The following is a 20,610-nucleotide window of genomic DNA, read 5'->3' as shown; positions in this document are numbered from 1 at the left end:
ATCAGTCACGCGTCAGCATATAACCCTGCCGGTATACGGTCTGGATAACCGTACGGCCATCCGCAAAGGCACTGATTTTTTGCCGTATGCTGCTCAGGTGGACATCGATATTTCTGTCAAACCTGGCTAATGGCCGGCCCAGGCCCTGTTCAGACAAGTCACTCTTGCTGACGGTCTGACCCGCATTTTTTGCCAGCAATTCCAGCAAGGTGAATTCGGTGCTGGTCAGGTCCAGCATCTGCTTATTCCATTCTGCGCGGCGTTGTCCCGGCCATAATTGCAGGGCGCCGACAACCAGGCATTGCCGCTCATGGTCGGCAGTAACACCAACCTGTGTGCGGCGCAAAATGGCCCTGAGTCTGGCCAGCAATTCGCGCGGAGTGCAAGGTTTGGGCACGTAGTCATCGGCCCCCAGTTCCAGACCGATGATGCGATCCACATCATCCCCGCGCGCCGTCAGCATCAGGACAGGGATACGACTCCCGCCACGGATTTGGCGCAATGCATCAATACCATTCATTTTTGGCATCATGACATCGAGCACGGCTATTGCATACTGCCCGGTCGATACGGCCTGCACGGCCTGTTCCCCGTCGTGGACCGTGGAAATGGCAAAGCCTTCACGCTCAAGATATTCCTTGAGCATGCCTACCAGTTCTACATCATCGTCTGCAAGCAATACCTTGGTCATGTTGTCGGACAAATACGCTGTGGGAAGTGTTGACGATCATAACAAAATCAGGCCACCTGCCAGCAAAATTTACCTGCTTTTACAGTCTGGTAGTTTTAACAAATTCCTTACCTAACTTTACCTTTGCTTTACCGCGCTTAACAGCTGGCGGCAACACAATGCAGCAACCGGGAAGTGGCCTGGCAACCAGGCCCAGACCATCACCAAACAAGCACAGCCACACAGGAGAAAGCATCATGAGCAAGCATCTGCCACAACTGGAAACAGACTTGAACACCTTATTACGTACCGCCAGCAGCCGCAGGCAAATGCTGCGCTGGCTCGGCGCCAGTGGGGCTGTGAGCTTGCTGGGATGTGGCGGCGGCAGTGATGCCACCGCGACCACGGCAAGTACTGCAGCTACCAGTACAAGTACCACGACAGGCAGCAGCTCAAATACAGGCACCAGCAGTTCCTGCAGTGTTATTCCCGAAGAAACAGCTGGTCCCTACCCTGGTGACGGCAGCAACAGCAATGGCAGCGGCATTGCCAATGCCTTGCTGCTGTCAGGTATAGTCCGCAGTGATATACGCTCCAGCATTGCCGGTGCCAGCGGTGTCGCGGCAGGTGTACCTCTGACGATCAAGCTGCAACTGGTGAATACCCAATCGAGCTGCGCCTCCCTGGCAGGTTACGCCATTTATCTGTGGCATTGTGATAGAGATGGCAATTACTCCATGTATTCGTCTGGCGTTACTGCAGAAAACTACTTGCGCGGCGTGCAAGTGACAGATAGCAGTGGCAATGTCAGTTTCACCTCGATCTTCCCTGGTTGTTATTCAGGACGTATCCCGCATGTACATTTTGAGATCTACCCTAGTCTGGCCAAAGTCAGCAGCGCCAACAACAAGGTCAAGACATCACAATTCACCTTCCCCATGGCGACACTGAATGAAGCCTATCAGGCCACCGGCTACAGCACCAGCGTGCGTAACCTCGCGCAAATCACGTATGCAACTGACAATGTCTTCAGTGACGGCACCAGCCTGCAAATGGTCAGCGTCACCGGGAATGCCACACTGGGTTATGTGGTTACCCTGACCGTAGGTATTGCCGCCTGAGTGATCCTGACTTTGCCGGGCGACAATGGGCATGAGTTAGCGTCAGCTTGTCTGTTGCCCGGAATGTGCATAGAATTACATTCGTCTATCACTCTTTGAAAAGAAAGGAGGAAACATGGAAGTAATCAAGTATGCCATCTGCGGCATACGCACCTTTGGTGTATGTGTCATCTCTTGTCCTGAATCCATCGCGCAGCGATAACAAGACGAGAGCAATCCTACTCATCATTCTTCACTGAGCCTGTTCTCGGCTCGCTATCGTTAGCGCTCCTGTTGACGTGGATGCCTGCATCCCCAATCCAAGACAAGAGCATGACTACCTTATTATCTGCACAAGCATTACAACTGGAAACCAGCCACGGCCTGTTGTTCCAGAATCTTAACTTCACCCTGCAAATCGGCCAGCGCATAGGCTTGATAGGCCACAACGGCAGCGGCAAATCCACGCTGTTATCGCTATTGGCAGGATTGCGCCAGGCCAGCAGCGGCAGTATACAAATGGCCAGGTTATGCCGGCTGCAATACGTAGAGCAGCAACTACCGGAGGAACTGCATGATCTCAGTCTTTACGACGCCATGCTGGCGGCCATGGACGATCATGCAGATCAGCCAGAATCACACTGGCGGGTCGACAGCCTGCTGCATGAGCTGGACATTGATGTCACCACTGCAAGCGTTGCCGTCAAATCCCTGTCTGGCGGGCAACATACCCGGCTCCTGCTCGGTCGCGCCCTCTTGCGCGATCCCAATCTCCTGTTGCTTGACGAACCCAGCAATCATCTCGACCTGCCCTCGTTATTGTGGCTGGAAGAATTTCTGCTGAGCTGGAAAGGCGCTTTTGTCCTGGTATCACATGACCAGCGCCTGCTCGACCGCGTGACCCGGCAAAGCTGGATCTTGCGCGACAGGCAAATCACCTGTTTCGACCAGCCCTGCTCCGCCGCATTGCGGTCGCTGGCGGCCGCCGACCTGGCCGCGCAAGCCAGGCGTAACGCCGAACAGGATGAAATAGACAGACTGACGGCGAGCAGCAAAAGGCTGGCGATCTGGGGTCGCACCTATGATAATGAAGACCTCGCGCGCAAGGCCAAGACCATGCAAAGACGGGTGGACAAACTCAAGGATGAGCAGACCACAGTCACCGAGGGTGTACCCTGGACCTTGCAATTGCATGGCAAGGCTGCGGCAGCCAATCACTTGCTGCAACTGGCTGAACTTGAGGTAAGCCCCGCACCGGGTTTGCCTGTCCTGTTCAGGCTGGAGCAATTGAGCATCAAGTCCGGTAGCAAGATTGCGCTGCTCGGCGCCAATGGTACGGGCAAGTCGTCCTTGCTACGTCTTTGCTGGCAAACCATTCTGTCGACTGAAACCAGTGCAGCAATCCGCTGGCATGCCGCTGCACAGATAGGTTATTACGATCAATCCTTGCAACAATTGGACAGTGCAGCCAGCCTGCCTGACGCACTGTATCCGTTTGTAGCCGGCTCTGATGTGGCAAGGACAGAACTGGCGCGCAAACAGGCGCTGATTTCTGCAGGCTTTCCCTATCACCGGCATCAGCAAACAGTCGGCTCACTGAGTGGCGGTGAAAGAGCCAGGTTATTGTTCCTGGCATTATCGATGGCCAGTTATCACCTGCTGTTTCTTGATGAGCCGACCAATCATCTCGATATGCAGGGCAAGAAGGAATTGACGACAGCCCTTTCTGGCTTCGCCGGTGGATTCTTACTGGTATCGCATGACCGTGACCTGATAGAACAAAGCTGTAACGAATTCTGGGTGGTGCAAGATGGCCGCATGCAAAGATGGCTCGATGCTGAAAGCGCCTATCAGTGCTTGCGGCAAAGGCCCGGCCAGGCCAGCATTGATCATGCTCAGGCCCCAGCCAGCAATAGTTTGGCACCGATGCAGCCTGCGGGTCTGGACGCTGAAAACCTGCTGTTGCGTCTGTGTGAACTCGAGGATTTATTGCAGGCTGACCTGGCTCGTAAAGCCAGACATCAAAAGCCGCATCAGCAGACCCTCTGGCGTGAAGAGATTCTGCGCCTGAACCAACTGCTGGAACAGCGTTAATCTCGCCTCCCCTGCCTTGACACCCATGACAGCGTCATGCCGGTGTCAAAGGTAGTCTTATCATGATTTGCGTACCTTCTTCGGTAGAAGAACGCAAATCAAATTCCCCATTGAAAGCTGCCACCCGTTCACGCATACCGGTGATGCCTATGCCTTCAGTATTGTGGTGTATGTCAAAACCGCTGCCATTATCGCTGACCTCAATTTGCAGCACCTGTAAGTCTGGCAGCAATGTCAAAGCCACTTCGACCTGTGTCGCCAGTGCATGCTTGAGTATGTTGGACAGCGCCTCCTGGATGATGCGGTAGGCAGATATCGCCAGCGCACTGTCAAGCTGGGCAAAATCTCCTTCACTGTCGAAATGAAACTGGCAACCCTGAGCGTTGGTATTGTAATGCCTGAGCATGTCTTCCACAGCACCTTGCAGTCCCAACATGTCCAGCACTTCTGGTCTCAGGCGGCGCACCAGATTGCGGCCATTCGCATACAGGTCCAGGGTCAGCTTGGTAATGGCTTTGGCACGCTCCTGGATTTCCACAGTGACGGGACTGGCATCAATTTGCGCAGCAAGATGCTGTATGCGTTGCGCCTCCAGCCTGGCGGCGATCAATGAAGCATTCAATTCATCATGGATTTCAATGGCGATGCTTTTACGTTCGTCTTCAACGATGCTGTGCACTTTCTGGATAAGCTTGCGTTTTTCTGCATTGGCTTTCAGGGCTTCATTACGCGAAGCCATCAGGTCCTGGGTTCTTTCCTGCACCTTGTTTTCCAGGTCCTGCTTGGCTTGCTGCAAGCTGACCGACATGGCGTTGATGGAGGTCTGCAGGTCACCGATCTCGCCACCGGTAGTCACTGCCAATGTGGTGGAATAATCACCCTCACGGATTTCACGCAGGGTTTCTATTGATGTCTGCAAGGGGCTCGTCAGGCTCAGCGCCAGGTACACTGCCAGCACGGCGCTGACGAACATGGCCAGCGCGCTCAGTCCCAGTTCAAAAACGAAACGCTGTTTATGTTTGTCAAGCATGCGATCCGTCGACATGGTGACCCTGACATAACCCAGCACATCGTCATCGTCACTTATCACGCTGGCTTTGTCATGTTCGCTGGTATCGAGCGGCCAGATGCCGGACTGTTCCTGCTCAGCATCCTTCATCAGGTTGAGCCTGACCAGTTGTCGACGCTTGACCGGCACTTCGGCATAGCGCGACACTTCCTGCACCTTGTCCATGGAAATGATGTGGACAATGTTTTTCTTGTCCGGGTCCATCACATCGATGCGATGTATGTTGCGGTCTGACTGCATGACGTCGGTCATGGTATTTTTCAGGCCGGACATATTCTTGGTAAGCAGATTATATTCCACGCTTTCTGCCAGTGCTGTCGACACAACGCGTGCGCGTTCAGCCAGTTCTGTCTGCGCCTCCTGCAGACGCGAATGGTAGGAGTACCAGACAATGGAACAGAACATGTAGATCACCGGCAGCAGGATGATCAGAAACAGGCGCGAACGCACATCCCAGTTACGCCAGAGCAGGACACTGAAATTCATTTGATTCCACCCGGGGCAAGGTGCATCACGGCGCAATCAGTCCGTGCTTGACAGCCAGCTTGGTAATATAGGCAGGCCTGTGTACCCCGAGTTTTTCCTTGATGGCCTGGCTGATATTGCTGATGGTTTTCAGGGACAGATCAAGTCGCTCGGCAATTTCTGCATTGGTCAGCCCTTCTGCCATCAGTTTGAAAATTTCCAGGTCGCGCTCGTTGAGCAGGGACTGCGGTGATTCATCACCACGTACCGACAGGTTTGCCAGACGCTCGGCGATATGTGGCAGGAAATACAATTCACCCTGCTGCGCACGCTGCACCGCAGTGGCCAGGTCAGCGGGATCGCAGTCCTTGGTGACAAAGGCTTTTGCTCCCAGACGATAGGCTTCCTTGATCAGGGCATCCTGATCAAACTGGCTGAGGAAGACGATTTTTGCATCAGGGAATTGCGCAAGTATGTCGCGCGCCACATCAAGCCCAGTCAATTCGGCCCCAAAGCGTATGTCCAGTATCGCCACGTCTGGCCTGAGTGCCGCATATCGCTCGCAGGCCTCTTGCGGGGTCCTGGCCTGTTCCAGCACATTAATGCCAAGATTCCCCAGGGACATGGCAAAGCCTGTCATGACGATGGGATGATCATCAGCCAATAAGACGCGTATTGCGTTTTGCATATTTACAACACCTTCCTGTTTTAATGTAGACGCCTGTGTTTGCTCTTGCTCACCAGACGCAATGGTAATGCTTTTTACTAGCAAAGACACCCGCTTTTACCAATACAGGCTGCGAATAAATGATTTTTATCGAATACATTCCAACAAATAATAATTTTTCTTTTAAAAACAAATACTTAAGAAGAATAGTTATCGATACAAAACACAAATAAGCAAGCGTCAAGCATGTCCTGCCGTCTGTTTCCAGTTAATCATTTTCAACAAAATCACAAAATATATGCTTTTCAAGTGACATTTTTATTGCTATCTTAGAGCACATGGATTGCACGCAAATATCAATTCAGCGGTCAGACACTTGGCCACCTCTGGTAATGCATATGCAATCCAGCATGGCCCTGGCACTGTCCCATTGCCGAGCTTGCCTGATCTGACATAAAACCTGGAGAACAACATGGAATTCACAGAAAACCAGCATCAGCCGTTCAAGCGCATGTCACAGTTAAGCATCGTTGCTGTCATGCACATCGCCGTGCTCGCAGTTGTCCTCAACGATATGAAAATCAGAATCACGCCACACAACGATGGCCCCCTCATCTTGACCGAGGTTGAAAAGGAAAAACCGGTGGAACCGGAAATGCCAAAGGAATTCAAGCCAGAACTGAAAGTACCGCTTGACCCGGTCTTTATCCCCAAAAATGAAGTAGCGGAAACAAAGCCATCGACTGACCCCGTCATTGCACGCGTCACCGACAGCAACGAAGGCAAGTTTAACCAGGGAGCCATGGATAGAAGCGGCAGCAGCGACGAAGGTAATACCATCGCACCGCCGCAAGCGAGAGCACCACATCACGTTGCAGCAGTCATCGATGTCAATGCCTGCGACAAACCGGTCTATCCTGCCAGCGCCCTGCGCAACGGCGAAACCGGCACGGTCAGTTTGTCCATGCTGGTAGGCACGGATGGCCGTGTAGTACAAACCAGAATGGATGCCAGCAGTGGCTCCCGCGCCCTCGACCGTGCCGCCAGCGAAGCCCTGTCCCTGTGCCGCTTCAAACCGGGCACCATAGACGGCGTACCGCAACAAAGCTGGACCAAGGTGCAGTACGTCTGGAAGATGGATTGATAGTTTGCATGGGCATTGTCAGTCCCTCCCTTAAGCATGCCATATGCATCTATTCTGACAAAGCTCATTTTTTGTACCAGCTGGCTGCTCCGTCCTTGCATGACAGGAACAAGCAGCCACTAACCCGGACAAGGCTCAACGAGTGCTTGCCCGGGTTGGCAAAGCGTAGCCGCAGTATTGTGATGACTTAATCAGTGAGAGCAAAACATGAACATGGTATCGATAGACATCATCTCCCGGACAACAGGCAATAATAGCCAGCGCAGCGCCTATCACGGGCGTGAGAGCGTCACGGCAGACAGCTGGAAAATTGATGAAATCTACTGGGTTGCGACCGCAAACCCGACACACAAGGAACAGATGGAGACACTGATTACCATCAATATGAAAATGCGCAATGTAAAGGTCGGCGTAATCCATGGTATAGAAAGAATAGAGTCGCCGTGGAAACAAAGTCGCGCAACAGAGTCTGGTGAACCTGGGGCATTGCCTTTACTGACCAAAAGAACCTGGTGCTCACCAATGACAGAAGCGTGATGACGGGGCATCAACCCAAGCTTCGCCCGTGCGAGCCATACCTGCCACACCACAGTTATGGTGGAACCAGGCAGGCGAGACCTGACTTGAACCCAATCAATACGCCATGAAGTATATACATCTGATTTTCTTCCTGGCTTGCCTGTTGTCCGGTTTCAAGGCACAAGCCTGCAGTGCTGAATATCTGTATCGCCACCTGACATTCCAGGAAGACTTCAGACCTGCCTGCGCGAACTCATCATCTGCCCCTTTGCAAGAACCGGTATTGATGGTCAGCATTCTGGACAAGAATAATCACCTGCCACCGCAACCCGCCATGTTCAAGCCCTATGAAGGTGTGCTGGCGCGTTCACCCTATCTTGGTGTGCTTGGCCTGATTTGCGCCTGTCTCCTGCCTTTGGGAATGCTTGTCGTTACGCTTGGCACCGTCTTTGACTATCGTCAGAAACGCCGTGAAACCGAACTCGTCCCAGCCTGGAATTCTGCACTATCATCCTGACATGCCTTAGTCATACTCTGCCTCTACAATGAGGGACTCCCATCACCTCTATTGGATAGTCATGTCAGACGATAACAAGCCAGACGCCGCTCAGGGTGCTCATCAGCACACTACTCAATTCACGCGCCGCCAGTTCCTGCGCAATGCCGGCACCAGTACAGGCGCCCTGCTGGGCAGCCTTGCCTTGCCAGGTTTTGCCTTTGCCGATGGTCAGGCTCCAGCCCTGGTCACAACAGACAGATCACGCCCGCTTCTGCCTTGCGGTGTCATGAGTGGCGACATCAACAAAGACCGGGCCATCATATGGAGTCGCAGTGACCGGCCTGCTCGCATGCTGATCGAATACGCCAATAACGACGCCTTCAAAAATGCCCGCAGCCTGGAAGGACCACTGGCACTGCCCAGTACCGATTACACTGCCCGCATCGACCTGTCCGGCCTGACGCCAGGTCGCCGAACATACTATCGTGTACGTTTCCAGGATGTGCAAAACCCATCTGCCATCAGCGAAGCCGTCAGCGGCAGCCTGCTGATACCCGGTGGTGTTACGAATGACATCACTTTTGCATTCTCTGGTGACGAAGCCGGTCAGGGCTGGGGCATCAATGAAGGTTTTGGTGGTTATCGCATCTATGAAAGCATGCGCCGCTTCAACCCGGATTTCTTCATTCATTCCGGTGACCAAATTTATGCTGACGGTCCCATACAGGCCCAGGTCAAGCTCGATGACGGCAGTATCTGGAACAATCTGGTGACGCCGGCCAAATCCAAGGTTGCCGAGACGCTTGACGACTATCGTGGCAACTTTGCCTATAACTTCCTTGATGCGAACAAACGCCGCTTCGCCGCCGAAGTCCCATTCCTGGTGCAGTGGGACGACCATGAAGTACGCAACAACTGGTACCCCGGACAACAGATAGGCGAAACAGAGAAACGTTATCAGCAGCGTGACTTGAATACCCTGGCAAGAAATGCGCGCCGTGCGATGTTTGAATACAATCCCTACCGCATTGATACAAATGACCCGGATCGTATTTACCGCATGTTCAATTATGGCCCGCTACTGGAAGTATTCATGCTTGATGAGCGCAGTTACCGCGGCAATAATTCTGCCAATCGCCAGACCGCGCTGGACAAGGATGCCGCCTTCCTTGGCAATGCACAGTTGCAGTGGCTAAAACAATCCTTGTTGCGTTCGCGCTCAACCTGGAAAGTCATTGCCAGCGACATGCCCATCTCCATCGTGGTACCCGACCTCAATCCCGATGTCCCCAAGGGCACCTATGAAGCCTGGGCCAATGCAGACAATGGCAAGCCACTGGGACGTGAACTGGAAATTGCCGAGATACTGAAATTCATCAAACAACACCATATCAAGAACGTCGTCTGGGTCACTGCCGATGTCCACTATGCAGCAGCCACTTATTACACACCTGAAAAAGCCAGTTTCACCGACTTCAAACCCTTCTGGGAATTTGTCGGCGGCCCTCTGAATGCCGGCACCTTCGGGTCAAATGAAGTTGACCAGACTTTTGGCCCTGACGTGAAATACGTGAGCGTGCCGAAAGACATGAAACAAAACCGTCCGCCGACAGAATTACTGCAATTCTTTGGCATCGCAAAAATTGATGCCAAAACCAAGGTCATGACCGTCTCTATCCACGATATTGACGGCAAGAAGCTGTATCAGGTTGGCATCGATCCGGAAGCATGATTGCCCCGTATCGGCAAAACCAAGGCATGTCAAACATGCCTGATTTTTTAACTGTTTCCCATTCCATGCATCATCAACCCGGGATCATCCGGGCAAAAAAAATGGCTGCCTCAACGGCAGCCATTTTTCAGGTACATCAAAGACTACAACTCATTACTTGTAGACGGTCACAGGCTCTGTATTCTGTACAGGCACGACAGGTTGACCAGTCTGCCCATGACCATACTGGCCACGGTTAGCGCCACGCGGTGCACCGAATTGCACCAGCAATTCATCATACGCTGCATCTGCCAGGCTGCGTGATGTTTCTTGCATCACTTTGCCACGGTTGAATACAACACGGTCACCGGCACGGCTGATGATCTTGGTGTCAACACCAGAACCGCTAGCGCTGAATGCTGCCTTGACTTCATAAGTCTTGGTATTGATCAGGCTGAAGTCGGCGACCAGGTCCAGCGACAGGCTGGCTGTCATGGAATTGCCATATTGAAGTTGATTGCTCTCCTGGCGGAACTGGATATTACTGACCGTGCCAAACAAGACATAATCAGCACCGGGGTACATGCCCTGTTTGATGCGGCCTATGATGTCATAGATTTTTTCCATAGGCTTGCCAACATAGGGACGAGCCTGCACCAGGGACACACCACCACCCTTGATCAGCGCACCTTTGAGATCAGCAGTATAAGTCTTCAATTCACCACGGTCGATGTAGGTATAAAAACCTTCGGCTTCGTAGTAATTGCTTTCACTCTTGGCATTCACATTGCCACGCTGGGAATAGCTGTGATCGGTTTCGCGTTCACTATAGCTACCCCTGACACTGCTCTTGCTTGAAGCGGACACCACGCGGAAATACTCACTGACTTTTTCTTCATAAGTCAGATCAGTCACGGCGATTTTTGGGATGGTAATTTTTTGTTCAGCTGCACTGACGCTAAATGCCGCCACAGTGCAGAACAGACCTGCCATCAATTTTTTAAGATTCAACATCGTATTTCCTTTGAAGGATTAGCGCTTGGAAGTTTTACGAATTTCTTTTTCGTCTTGCCATTCGATGGAACCATCTTCAACGTCATACAGTTTCAATGTCATTTTATAGAACACATCCTTGGTATTGGCATTTTGCTTGACGATGGAAACAATCTCGCCTTCCAGCGAATACTTGGCGGCAGTCATGTTGCCGATCTTGGCCTTGCCTTGCGCCTTGTACAGGCCACTCTGGTTCTGACGCTGCAACTCATCGACGCCTTGCTGCATTTCATCTGCACTACGGGTGAACTTGACCTTGCGGCTCTTTACCAGTGCAGTCTGAATGCTGTTCATGATGGACTTGGTATCGATATACTCGCTGGTCTTGTTACGAACGCCAGCCAAAGTCATGGTGGGGCGATTTGCCAGTACTGGATCTTCCAGCAGGGAACCAACCATTTTTTCTGCAATCATTTGCAAATCGGTGGAGCCGAACTCGTTGGTCACCGTTTCTACGGCTTTGTTATCACCATAGGTGACCTGGCGCGCCAGGCTGACGGTAGGTTGCGACAAGCGAGTCTGGCATGCGCTCAGACCCAGGCCCAGCAAAACCACCAGTGCGCAGTTCTTGGAAAGTGAAGACATCTTTTTCATATATACCCCGTAAAATTAATCTTGTTCTTGTAATCTTGTTCTTGCCCTGATCAGCGTGGCTCTGCACTCATTTCAATCTTGAAATCAGTCGCTTGCGGGCCATAAGCCGTACCTTTGATGAACTGGCTTTGCTGACCCAGTATCATCAGTGGCTTCCATACTTCACCATCACCAACCTGCATCCCGGCAGCGTCAGTCCAGCGAAAACGATAGTAAATACGTACATCCCTGTTGGTCAGATTGATCGCTTCAGCCTGCACGACCATCACATCGTTTTTGCGTTGTGAGCGCAGATCCGTGACCTGTACACCCTCAAGCGTGCCACGCACCATCAACTTGGCTGCAATGCCAGGTGACGCAGCATTAGGGACATCATTAGCAAAGACCGGGGCAGCCAGCAGAGCCGCTGCAACGGTTGCGCATGCTGCAATTTGTCTGGAAATCTGTTTCATATATCCTCTTGTCGTCTGTTGGATCTGGAATTTCTTATTGAGCAGCACCATTAACCGCACCTGCTTTTGCTACCGGTTTGGCTTTGGGTTTGGCTTTGCCAGTTGACTTTGCCGGCACTTCGGCAGCCTTGACTTCCGGCTCTGCCTGCAATTGCGCCACAGGCGTTACACTGCCGAATTTGGCCTGGTCGCCCAGGTAAGTCTTATCCTGGTAAATACGGACAGGCACCACCATGTAACGGCCATCAACTGTCAGCTTGGTAGAGTCGCCACGACCCCCAAAGTTCACATCATAATCACCCGGCGGCAAAAAGGCACGTGCGATAAATACGCGGTCAGGCAGGCTGCGCCACATGCGATCATCTGCCGGGCTCTCGGTTGCGGCAACGGCAACGTTGGCAGCCAGGCCGGCGAGCAGCCCGAAGTTTTTATTCACCTGGTCCTGCACCAGTCCCTTGGTCACTGCACGCACTGCGGCACGGGTATAAATGCCAGGCAATTCATCTTTCAAAGCCTTGCGCGCCATGACGTTAAAATCTGTTACCAGCGCCGTTGGCAACATCTGGTTGCCAACCTTGATACTGCCTATCAAGGGTGCATTTGGATCAGGATAAATAACCGGGAAAGCGAACGACACCGTAATCAGGCCGCGACCAGTCGGCACGGGGAAGGCAATTTTCTTGGATTGGCGCGCTGGCGAATTACCTGCTTCGATGACAAACAGAACGTCAGTCACACCTTTTTTGCGGCGGAAACTGGTACGTTGATCCAGGCCTTTCAAACCGTCCTCAAGTACGGGCAGATCAGGACGCAATTCAATCGCCTTGCGATAACCGGGAGCTGCCAGGCCTGGTTCGTTCAGCGCTTCGTAGACGAAGCCGGCCAGATAATGGCTGAGTGCATTCTGGTAGCCGTTTTTCAGTTTCAGGACTTCAGGATCATTCAGTGTTTCCACCGGATAGCCATTCAACTCTTTGCCTGTGCTGCTGACACCTTTATCCTTGGCTTCTTTTTCAGCTTCGGCTGTTTCCTTGGAACGAAACTCGGCAATCACGGCTTCACGTTCATGGGTACGCTTGATGTCAACACGGGCCGTATCAAGGTCACCAAGATTCAAACGGTTCATCGCCATGCGTGTGGTCAGCATGACTTTTTCATAGTCCTGGCCTTCGTAATCGCGGCTGGCGTCACCCATGATGGTGGCACCAATCTGGCTCATCAATTTCTGCGGAGATGATTTGGCGGTTTCTTCCCATACTTTCACTTTGGCATCAGCAACTTCGAAGGCTGCCTGACTGTCCTGATAGCGCTTGCCTATGCGCATCAATTCGCCCTTTTCCAGATTCAGCAACAGGTCGGTTTTATTGTTACCCTGGGTTTGTGCTTCTACCTGCCGTATCGCCTCATCAATCTGCCCGGTTTTGGCAACTGAAAGTGAAGCGGCTACTTTGCTGTCATGGGTTGGTGTTGTCACACAACCAGTCAACAGAAGAGCAGCAACCAGCGGGGTATAGGTAAGACTTGAGAGTCGCATGATTTTTTATAGGTATAGATTGAGGGAACAAGAAAGTAGTACAAATTGCACGCACGGAGGTACCTGCGCAAAAAGCACAATCATTAAGTATAGTAAGCGTTTGTATTTTTGTCATGCAATTAACTGCTACAAAATCGAAGATGTGTAACGATTTGTAATTAAATTTTCCTCGCGATAAACGCAATTTCCGCCCGGCAAATTTCTTCCCTTAAACGCCAAAGAACAAACCGGATCAAATTGCAACTCAAGGCATTGTTTCCACCAGCCAATTATCGACCTGATGCATGAAATCCGGCAGGTAGTTTTTAGCCGGGGAATTCAATCCATGGTCAGCATCCGGATAAAGTGCAATACGGATAGGTTTGCCCGAAGCCAGAAAACTTTGCTGCAAATCACTGATCGCCGTCTGAATGATCACAGGATCAGCCTGACCTGCTGCCAGAAAAACGGGTAAACCTGCATTGAACAAATTCTGTTGCTGTGTCACCGTGGCAATCTCGGACCAGTAACGCCAGCTGCGTCCATGTATGCGACTGGCCTCCTGATCATCTGGCTGCCTTGCCATGGCTGCCTGTAATTGCAACCAGCCTTGTTGCATGTGCGCGTGATGCGAGGCCAGGCTACGATAGGCATCCAGTGCGTTCAAACCGCTATGTGACAACAGGACCAGATGTGTCGCACTCGCCTGACGGACCAGCAGGGGTGCCAGTTCCGCCCCCTCAGAAATGCCGAACAGAATAATACGCTTTACCTGTATGCCTGTCTTTTTCAGCGCAGCCAATTGCATGGCGATGAATTCCTGCTGGTCCTGCTGCCAGCGCGACAGATGATCATCACGGACATACGCCTGCCCGCAATCATGCCCATTCGAACCTGGCAAGATATGGCGCTTGTGCATGATCAGGATTTTTGTACTACCCGATTCCTCACCAAGACCAGTAAAGTATTGCGGTAAAAACGGGCCCATGCTGATGCAATCAGAGCCTGAGACAACGAACACCAGGTTTTCAAGCTGCCCTGCATTTTTTTGCCCAGGCCTGCCAGCCTTATCAATATCGAAATAAATGGCCCGCTGACCATCCTGAAAAGCAAATTGCTCTGCACGCAATGACTGCACTGCACAAGCCTGCAATACCATGCATGCCAGACCGACAAACAAGACCGGCAAACTCCGGGGCAGACGCAACATCAAGATAATTCCATGCAAAGAAAGTCAGTTATTTTGCGTAAGCCTTGCGCGAACCATCTTCAAAGACCTGATCATCACTGATCATCTTGCCAGTCTCATCCCAGACACGTTCACGCTGTATACGCCCACGATCATCGTAATGCGATTCATGCATCAGTTTTCCATTTTGTGAAAAATGCTGGTGTATGCCCAAGGCACGTTCGCGATAGCGCCCCTCAACAACATAGCGTTCCAGGTTAGACATCTGCCCGTTATCATAGAACTGACGGATCTCCTTGATTTCATCCTTGCCTTCCAGGCTGAATTTCTCACTGCGCCTGGGCTGGCCATTCAGATAAAAACTGGCATCAGAAATCAGGCGGTTCTGACGGCGACCATCCTTATCGGACAAACCAAACACCTGCTCACGGATTTTGGTTCCGCTTTCGTGATATTCAGTTTCTTTTTCTATCACTGGCGGTTTTTCACTGACATTCCACACCATTTCCTTGCGCAACACACCCTTGTCAGAATATTGTCTGCGTGTCTTTTGTTTGGGACCAACTTCTTCTACCGTTTCTGGCTTGCCATTGTCGTGAAAATAAGTTGATTGCTGACTAACACCTGCCAGCAGGCTGAACTGGCTCTTCAGCTTGCCACTGTCAGAAAACAATTGCACAACGGAAGTTTTGCCCTGAAAGCCACACAGTGCGGCATCATTGGCATGTGGCGCCAGCAAAGGCTTGTCACCACATTCGAGCTCACTCAATTGCTTGTCCTGAGTATATCGGACAGCAGCTTTTTCACGTGGATTGTCCCCAATGAAAGCAACCCGTTTCAATGCACCATTTGGATACCATGTGCGCACCAGACCACGTGTACTGCCATTGATATTGTTTTCTTCCAGCAATACCTGGCCATTAGGTGCAAACTCACGCAACTTACCATCGGTATTTCCTTTTTCATTGACACTGAATTCCTTGAACAGCACTCCGTCTTTGTAATACCTTACCAGACCAATATAAACACCAGCACGTAGCTCCTGTTCGCGCACAAGCTTGCCGCTATCCCTGTCCTTGCATTTCATGATACCGGTCTTACCGGCCGTCGTATTGCCATTGGCCGGATTGACTGATTCACCCTTGATATCGCAATCCTCCACGGCAAATACAGATGCAGAGCAAAGTGCAGCAACACTGACGAGTGCATTGAGGGCCAAAGAAAGGGGCTTAATTACCATATGCCTGACAATAAAATAATAACTGGAGCCAATTCGGATCCGCCTTGAGTACATTGACAACCTGGATTCACATTCAAAATTCATGAGCAATTTTCTTGATAGCCTAGATCAAACCAAATGGCATTGACTGCAAAAAAACAGTTACTTACACATTTTATTATCAAATTTACATCATCACCAATGAAGGACAAGTAGAAAATCAACAGTATTTAACTACCTTAAATGCTGGCTTTAACGCCTCAAAAAACAGGAACACGCAAGGACAGCCAACCGCCGGACCATCCAGACATGAAAATTTTAACCATATTTGTCAACGCTAAGCCTAGTCTGTGCGCCATGTCAAGACTAGCGCAAAGCCGCAAATTGCGTATCATCTGCGCCTTGATTGCTTTTTTATTGTCTGGATTCTGGATTTATGTTGCCTTCGATTGAACAAAGACTCGCCGTAGAGCTGGCTGCCAAGCCGGTTCAGGTTGCCGCTGCTGTTGCCTTGCTGGACGAAGGCGCAACCGTCCCGTTTATCGCCCGTTACCGTAAAGAAGTGACCGGTGGCCTCGATGACACCCAGTTGCGCCTGCTGGAAGAGCGCCTGCGCTACCTGCGTGAGCTCGAAGACCGCCGCGCCGCCATCATCGCCTCGATAGAAGAACAGGGCAAGATGACACCAGTGCTGCTGGACGCCATCAGCCATGCCGAAGACAAGACCCGTCTCGAAGATTTGTACCTGCCGTACAAACCCAAACGTCGTACCAAGGCCCAGATCGCCGTTGAAGCTGGCCTGTTGCCACTGGCAGATGCCTTGCTGGCTGACCCCATGCTGAACCCGGATACCGAAGCCGCGAATTACCTGAGGCCAGCCTTCACTACCGACAATGGCGACAACCCTGGTGTGCCGGATGCCAAAGCCGCCCTTGATGGTGCACGCCAGATACTGATGGAACGTTTCTCGGAAGACGCGACCCTGTTGCAGTCCCTGCGTGAATACCTGAATGACCACGGCATTGTCGAATCCAAAGTTGTCGCAGGCAAAGAAGAAGCCGGTGAAAAATTCGCTGACTATTTCGATTATTCAGAAACCCTGGGCACTATCCCTTCCCACCGCGCCCTGGCCCTGTTCCGTGGCCGCCGTGAAGAAATGCTGACAGTCAGCCTGCGTCTGGATAGCGAAGAAGAAAAACCAAAATGGGACGCACCGCTGAACCCATGCGAAAGCCGCATCGCTGCCCGTTTTGGCGTGAGCCAGAAGGACCGCCCTGCCGACAAATGGCTGGTCGATACCGTGCGCTGGGCCTGGCGTGTCAAAGTCTTCATGCATCTTGATACAGAATTGATGGGCAAGCTGCGTGAGACCGCAGAAATTGAAGCCATCAATGTTTTCGCGCGCAACCTCAAGGCTCTGTTGCTGGCAGCACCTGCTGGCCCACGCGCGACCATGGGCCTCGACCCTGGGCTGCGTACCGGCGTCAAGGTAGCCATCGTTGATGCGACCGGCAAAGTGGTTGAACATGCGACGATTTACCCGCACCAGCCACGCAATGACTGGGATGGTTCGCTCCATGTATTGGCGCAACTCGCAGCCAAGCACAATGTCTCGCTGATCTCTATCGGCAACGGCACGGCTTCGCGTGAAACCGACAAACTCGCGGGTGATTTGATCAAGCTCAAGCCTGAACTCAAGCTGACCAAGATTGTCGTTTCTGAAGCGGGTGCATCGGTGTATTCCGCCTCTGAATTTGCCTCGAAGGAATTACCTGATCTCGACGTATCGATACGTGGTGCAGTATCGATTGCACGCCGCCTGCAAGACCCGCTGGCAGAGCTGGTGAAGATCGATCCCAAGTCCATCGGTGTAGGTCAGTACCAGCATGATGTCAGCCAGTCACAACTGGCACGCTCACTCGATGCCGTTGTTGAGGATTGCGTGAATGCGGTGGGCGTCGACGTGAATACCGCCTCTGCTCCTTTGCTGGCGCGCGTCTCCGGCCTGTCATCGAGCGTAGCGCAAAGCATTGTCAATTTCCGCGATGCCAAGGGCATGTTCAGTTCACGTTCTGATTTGCGTGCCGTACCGCGCCTGGGTGATAAGACTTTTGAGCAGGCTGCCGGTTTCTTGCGCATCATGAATGGCAGCAATCCGCTTGATGCATCGGCAGTCCACCCTGAATCTTACCCGCTGGTAGAAAAAATTCTGGCCGATATCAAGAAAGATGTGAAGGGCGTCATCGGTGATGCTGGCTTGTTGAAGTCGCTGAACCCTGCCAAGTACGCGGATGAAAAATTTGGCGTACCGACCATCACCGACATCATCAGGGAACTGGAAAAACCAGGCCGTGATCCGCGTCCAGAATTCACGACTGCTACCTTCAAGGATGGCGTAGAAGAAATCAAGGATTTACGCCCCGACATGATTTTGGAAGGCGTGGTCACCAACGTGGCTGCTTTTGGCGCCTTCGTTGATATTGGTGTGCATCAGGATGGTCTGGTACATATCTCTGCCTTGTCAAACACCTTCGTCAAGGACCCGCATACCGTCGTCAAGGCGGGCCAGGTCGTCAAGGTCAAAGTACTGGAAGTCGATGTCAAGCGCCAGCGCATCGCCCTGACCATGCGCCTGACCGATGCAGCACCTGTAGCTGGCAGCAAGCCTGAACAGCGTGGCGACCGTAATGATGCCAAGCGCATGAGCCAGCACAAGTCACAATCAGCGCCTGCGCCTGCCAATAACGCCATGGCGGCGGCGTTTGCGAAATTGCGTGGGTAATCAAGTCGATAAGTAATTCCATCATCTGGTCAGACTGTCCCAAATTGGGACAGTCTGACCAATGTTGCGAAATAATGTGACACCTGGATTTTTTCACTGACCTCTTCTCAGCTAATCCCTTCGCCAGCACCACTAATAAATTCCCTTCTGTACCCGCCCTATCTCCAGTCTGCACCTGCCACAGCTTTCCTTCAGGAAAACTTTCGCGGCATGGCACGCCGTTTGCGTTGTTATCCCTGTGTCGCAGCTTATGCACACCATCTAACAAACAACGGAGACCACCATCATGAATCTGGCAGACATCAGTAAACTCGGTATCAGCAATCCTTACACCAAACGCTATGGCAACTTTATAGGTGGTAAATTCGTAGAGCCTGTCAAAGGCGAGTATTTCGAGAACATCAGCCCCGTCATCGGCCAGGCCTTTTGCGAAGTGGCGCGCTCAACGGCAGAAGATGTGGAGCTCGCTCTTGATGCTGCCCATGCCGCAAAAAAAGCCTGGGGCAAGACTTCCCCTGCTGACCGTGCCAACATACTCAACAAGATTGCCGACCGAATGGAAGCCAATCTGAGTCTGCTGGCAACGGCAGAAACCCTGGACAATGGCAAACCCATACGTGAAACCATGGCGGCCGATATTCCGCTGGCGATTGATCACTTCCGCTATTTTGCCGCCTGCCTGCGTGCGCAGGAAGGAACTGTGTCACAGATCGATGACCAGACTTACGCCTATCATTTCCATGAGCCACTGGGCGTCGTCGGCCAGATCATTCCATGGAATTTCCCTATCCTGATGGCAGTATGGAAAATGGCACCGGCGCTGGCCGCAGGCAATTGCATCGTCATGAAACCGGCAGAGCAGACACCCGCCTCCATCATGGTACTGGTTGATTTGATCAAGGACCTGTTGCCACCTGGCGTATTCAATGTCGTCAATGGCTTTGGTCTTGAAGCTGGCAAGCCACTGGCATCGAGCAAGCGCATCGCCAAGATTGCATTTACCGGCGAAACAGGCACTGGCCGTCTGATCATGCAATATGCTTCGCAAAACCTCATTCCTGTGACTTTGGAACTCGGCGGCAAATCTCCGAATATCTTCTTTGCCGATGTCATGGACAAAGACGATGCCTTTTTCGATAAGTGTCTGGAAGGCTTTGCCATGTTTGCCCTGAACCAGGGTGAAGTCTGTACCTGCCCTTCGCGCGTGTTGATACAGGAATCCATTTACGACCAGTTCATGTCGCGCGCCATCAAACGTGTTGCCGCCATCAAGCAGGGCAATCCTTTCGATAGCGCCACCATGATAGGTGCGCAGGCTTCGCAGGAACAGCTGGAAAAAATCCTGTCCTACCTGGACATAGGCAAACAGGAAGGCGCGCAACTGCTGATAGGCGGTGAAAGAAATGTACTTGGTGGCGAGCTTGCCAATGGCTACTATGTCAAGCCTACGATTTTCCAGGGGCATAACAAGATGCGCATCTTCCAGGAAGAAATTTTTGGACCAGTAGTCTCCGTGACCACCTTCAAGGATGAAGAAGAAGCCCTGTCCATCGCCAACGATACCTTGTATGGCCTGGGTGCAGGTCTGTGGACGCGCGACGGTTCTCGCGCCTTCCGCGTTGGCCGCGCTATTGAGGCTGGCCGTGTCTGGACCAATTGTTACCACCTGTATCCGGCACATGCGGCATTTGGCGGTTATAAACAATCCGGCATAGGACGTGAAAATCACAAGATGATGCTGGATCATTATCAGCAAACCAAAAACCTGCTGGTGAGCTATGACCCGAATCCAATGGGCTTTTTTTAGTATTCATTAAGGCATCTCTGATTAAGTCCAAAATCGTAAAATTAATGCTCGAAAAATCAATAA

General features: G+C 51.9%; 17 protein-coding genes. 8 read left to right on the top strand and 9 right to left on the bottom strand.

Annotated elements, in window-relative coordinates:
- Position 1: 1 nt before the first annotated feature.
- The gene (locus tag LZ463_RS23495; protein WP_241458746.1) at positions 2–691 is read right to left on the bottom strand and encodes a response regulator; all 690 of its coding nucleotides are present in this window, start codon (positions 689–691) and stop codon (positions 2–4) included.
- Positions 692–927: 236 nt separating this feature from the next.
- Here LZ463_RS23495 and LZ463_RS23490 point away from each other — a divergent pair, with 236 nt between their 5' ends.
- The gene (locus tag LZ463_RS23490; RefSeq protein WP_241458727.1) at positions 928–1,791 is read left to right on the top strand and encodes a dioxygenase family protein; all 864 of its coding nucleotides are present in this window, start codon (positions 928–930) and stop codon (positions 1,789–1,791) included.
- Positions 1,792–2,103: 312 nt separating this feature from the next.
- Positions 2,104–3,864, top strand: a complete 1,761-nt coding sequence (locus LZ463_RS23485) for an ATP-binding cassette domain-containing protein (RefSeq protein WP_241458726.1) — start codon at positions 2,104–2,106, stop codon at positions 3,862–3,864.
- Between the two features lie 34 nt (positions 3,865–3,898).
- Here the strand turns inward: LZ463_RS23485 and LZ463_RS23480 are convergent, their stop codons facing one another.
- Positions 3,899–5,419: a sensor histidine kinase gene (locus tag LZ463_RS23480; protein WP_241458725.1), complete on the bottom strand. Its 1,521-nt coding sequence runs from the start codon at positions 5,417–5,419 to the stop codon at positions 3,899–3,901.
- A gap of 25 nt (positions 5,420–5,444) precedes the next feature.
- Positions 5,445–6,086: a response regulator transcription factor gene (locus LZ463_RS23475; protein WP_241458724.1), complete on the bottom strand. Its 642-nt coding sequence runs from the start codon at positions 6,084–6,086 to the stop codon at positions 5,445–5,447.
- A gap of 451 nt (positions 6,087–6,537) precedes the next feature.
- Between LZ463_RS23475 and LZ463_RS23470 the strand changes: the two genes are divergently transcribed.
- From LZ463_RS23470 to LZ463_RS23455, 4 genes are all read left to right on the top strand, one after another.
- The gene (locus LZ463_RS23470) at positions 6,538–7,209 is read left to right on the top strand and encodes an energy transducer TonB (RefSeq protein WP_241458723.1); all 672 of its coding nucleotides are present in this window, start codon (positions 6,538–6,540) and stop codon (positions 7,207–7,209) included.
- A 207-nt stretch (positions 7,210–7,416) separates the two neighbouring features.
- The gene (locus LZ463_RS23465; protein WP_241458722.1) at positions 7,417–7,746 is read left to right on the top strand and encodes a hypothetical protein; all 330 of its coding nucleotides are present in this window, start codon (positions 7,417–7,419) and stop codon (positions 7,744–7,746) included.
- Positions 7,747–7,852: 106 nt separating this feature from the next.
- Positions 7,853–8,245, top strand: coding sequence for a hypothetical protein (locus tag LZ463_RS23460; RefSeq protein ID WP_241458721.1), 393 nt, complete (start codon positions 7,853–7,855; stop codon positions 8,243–8,245).
- A 61-nt stretch (positions 8,246–8,306) separates the two neighbouring features.
- Positions 8,307–9,959: an alkaline phosphatase D family protein gene (locus LZ463_RS23455; RefSeq protein WP_241458720.1), complete on the top strand. Its 1,653-nt coding sequence runs from the start codon at positions 8,307–8,309 to the stop codon at positions 9,957–9,959.
- 153 nt (positions 9,960–10,112) lie between these two features.
- Here the strand turns inward: LZ463_RS23455 and LZ463_RS23450 are convergent, their stop codons facing one another.
- The 6 genes from LZ463_RS23450 to LZ463_RS23425 all read right to left on the bottom strand — a co-directional run bounded on the left by LZ463_RS23450 (position 10,113) and on the right by LZ463_RS23425 (position 15,979).
- Positions 10,113–10,952, bottom strand: coding sequence for a hypothetical protein (locus LZ463_RS23450; RefSeq protein WP_241458719.1), 840 nt, complete (start codon positions 10,950–10,952; stop codon positions 10,113–10,115).
- Positions 10,953–10,970: 18 nt separating this feature from the next.
- Complete coding sequence (lpoB, locus tag LZ463_RS23445) at positions 10,971–11,585, bottom strand: penicillin-binding protein activator LpoB (RefSeq protein ID WP_489686146.1); 615 nt, start codon at positions 11,583–11,585, stop codon at positions 10,971–10,973.
- A gap of 50 nt (positions 11,586–11,635) precedes the next feature.
- Positions 11,636–12,037 (bottom strand): YcfL family putative periplasmic lipoprotein, encoded by a 402-nt coding sequence (locus tag LZ463_RS23440; RefSeq protein ID WP_241458717.1) that lies wholly within the window; start codon positions 12,035–12,037, stop codon positions 11,636–11,638.
- A 34-nt stretch (positions 12,038–12,071) separates the two neighbouring features.
- The gene (locus LZ463_RS23435) at positions 12,072–13,571 is read right to left on the bottom strand and encodes a COG3014 family protein (RefSeq protein WP_241458716.1); all 1,500 of its coding nucleotides are present in this window, start codon (positions 13,569–13,571) and stop codon (positions 12,072–12,074) included.
- Positions 13,572–13,815: 244 nt separating this feature from the next.
- On the bottom strand, positions 13,816–14,760 hold the full coding sequence (locus tag LZ463_RS23430; RefSeq protein WP_241458715.1) for an alpha/beta hydrolase family protein: 945 nt from the start codon (positions 14,758–14,760) through the stop codon (positions 13,816–13,818).
- A gap of 28 nt (positions 14,761–14,788) precedes the next feature.
- On the bottom strand, positions 14,789–15,979 hold the full coding sequence (locus LZ463_RS23425; protein WP_241458714.1) for a toxin-antitoxin system YwqK family antitoxin: 1,191 nt from the start codon (positions 15,977–15,979) through the stop codon (positions 14,789–14,791).
- A 415-nt stretch (positions 15,980–16,394) separates the two neighbouring features.
- Between LZ463_RS23425 and LZ463_RS23420 the strand changes: the two genes are divergently transcribed.
- The gene (locus LZ463_RS23420; protein ID WP_241458713.1) at positions 16,395–18,740 is read left to right on the top strand and encodes a Tex family protein; all 2,346 of its coding nucleotides are present in this window, start codon (positions 16,395–16,397) and stop codon (positions 18,738–18,740) included.
- A gap of 286 nt (positions 18,741–19,026) precedes the next feature.
- The gene (adh, locus tag LZ463_RS23415) at positions 19,027–20,547 is read left to right on the top strand and encodes an aldehyde dehydrogenase (protein ID WP_241458712.1); all 1,521 of its coding nucleotides are present in this window, start codon (positions 19,027–19,029) and stop codon (positions 20,545–20,547) included.
- The last annotated feature ends 63 nt before the right edge of the window (positions 20,548–20,610 follow it).

The sequence above is a fragment of the Undibacterium paludis genome (genome assembly GCF_022568815.1).
Classification (GTDB): domain Bacteria; phylum Pseudomonadota; class Gammaproteobacteria; order Burkholderiales; family Burkholderiaceae_D; genus Undibacterium.
Note: the sequence above shows the minus strand (reverse complement) of the source record. Positions and strands in the feature narration are given on the sequence as shown.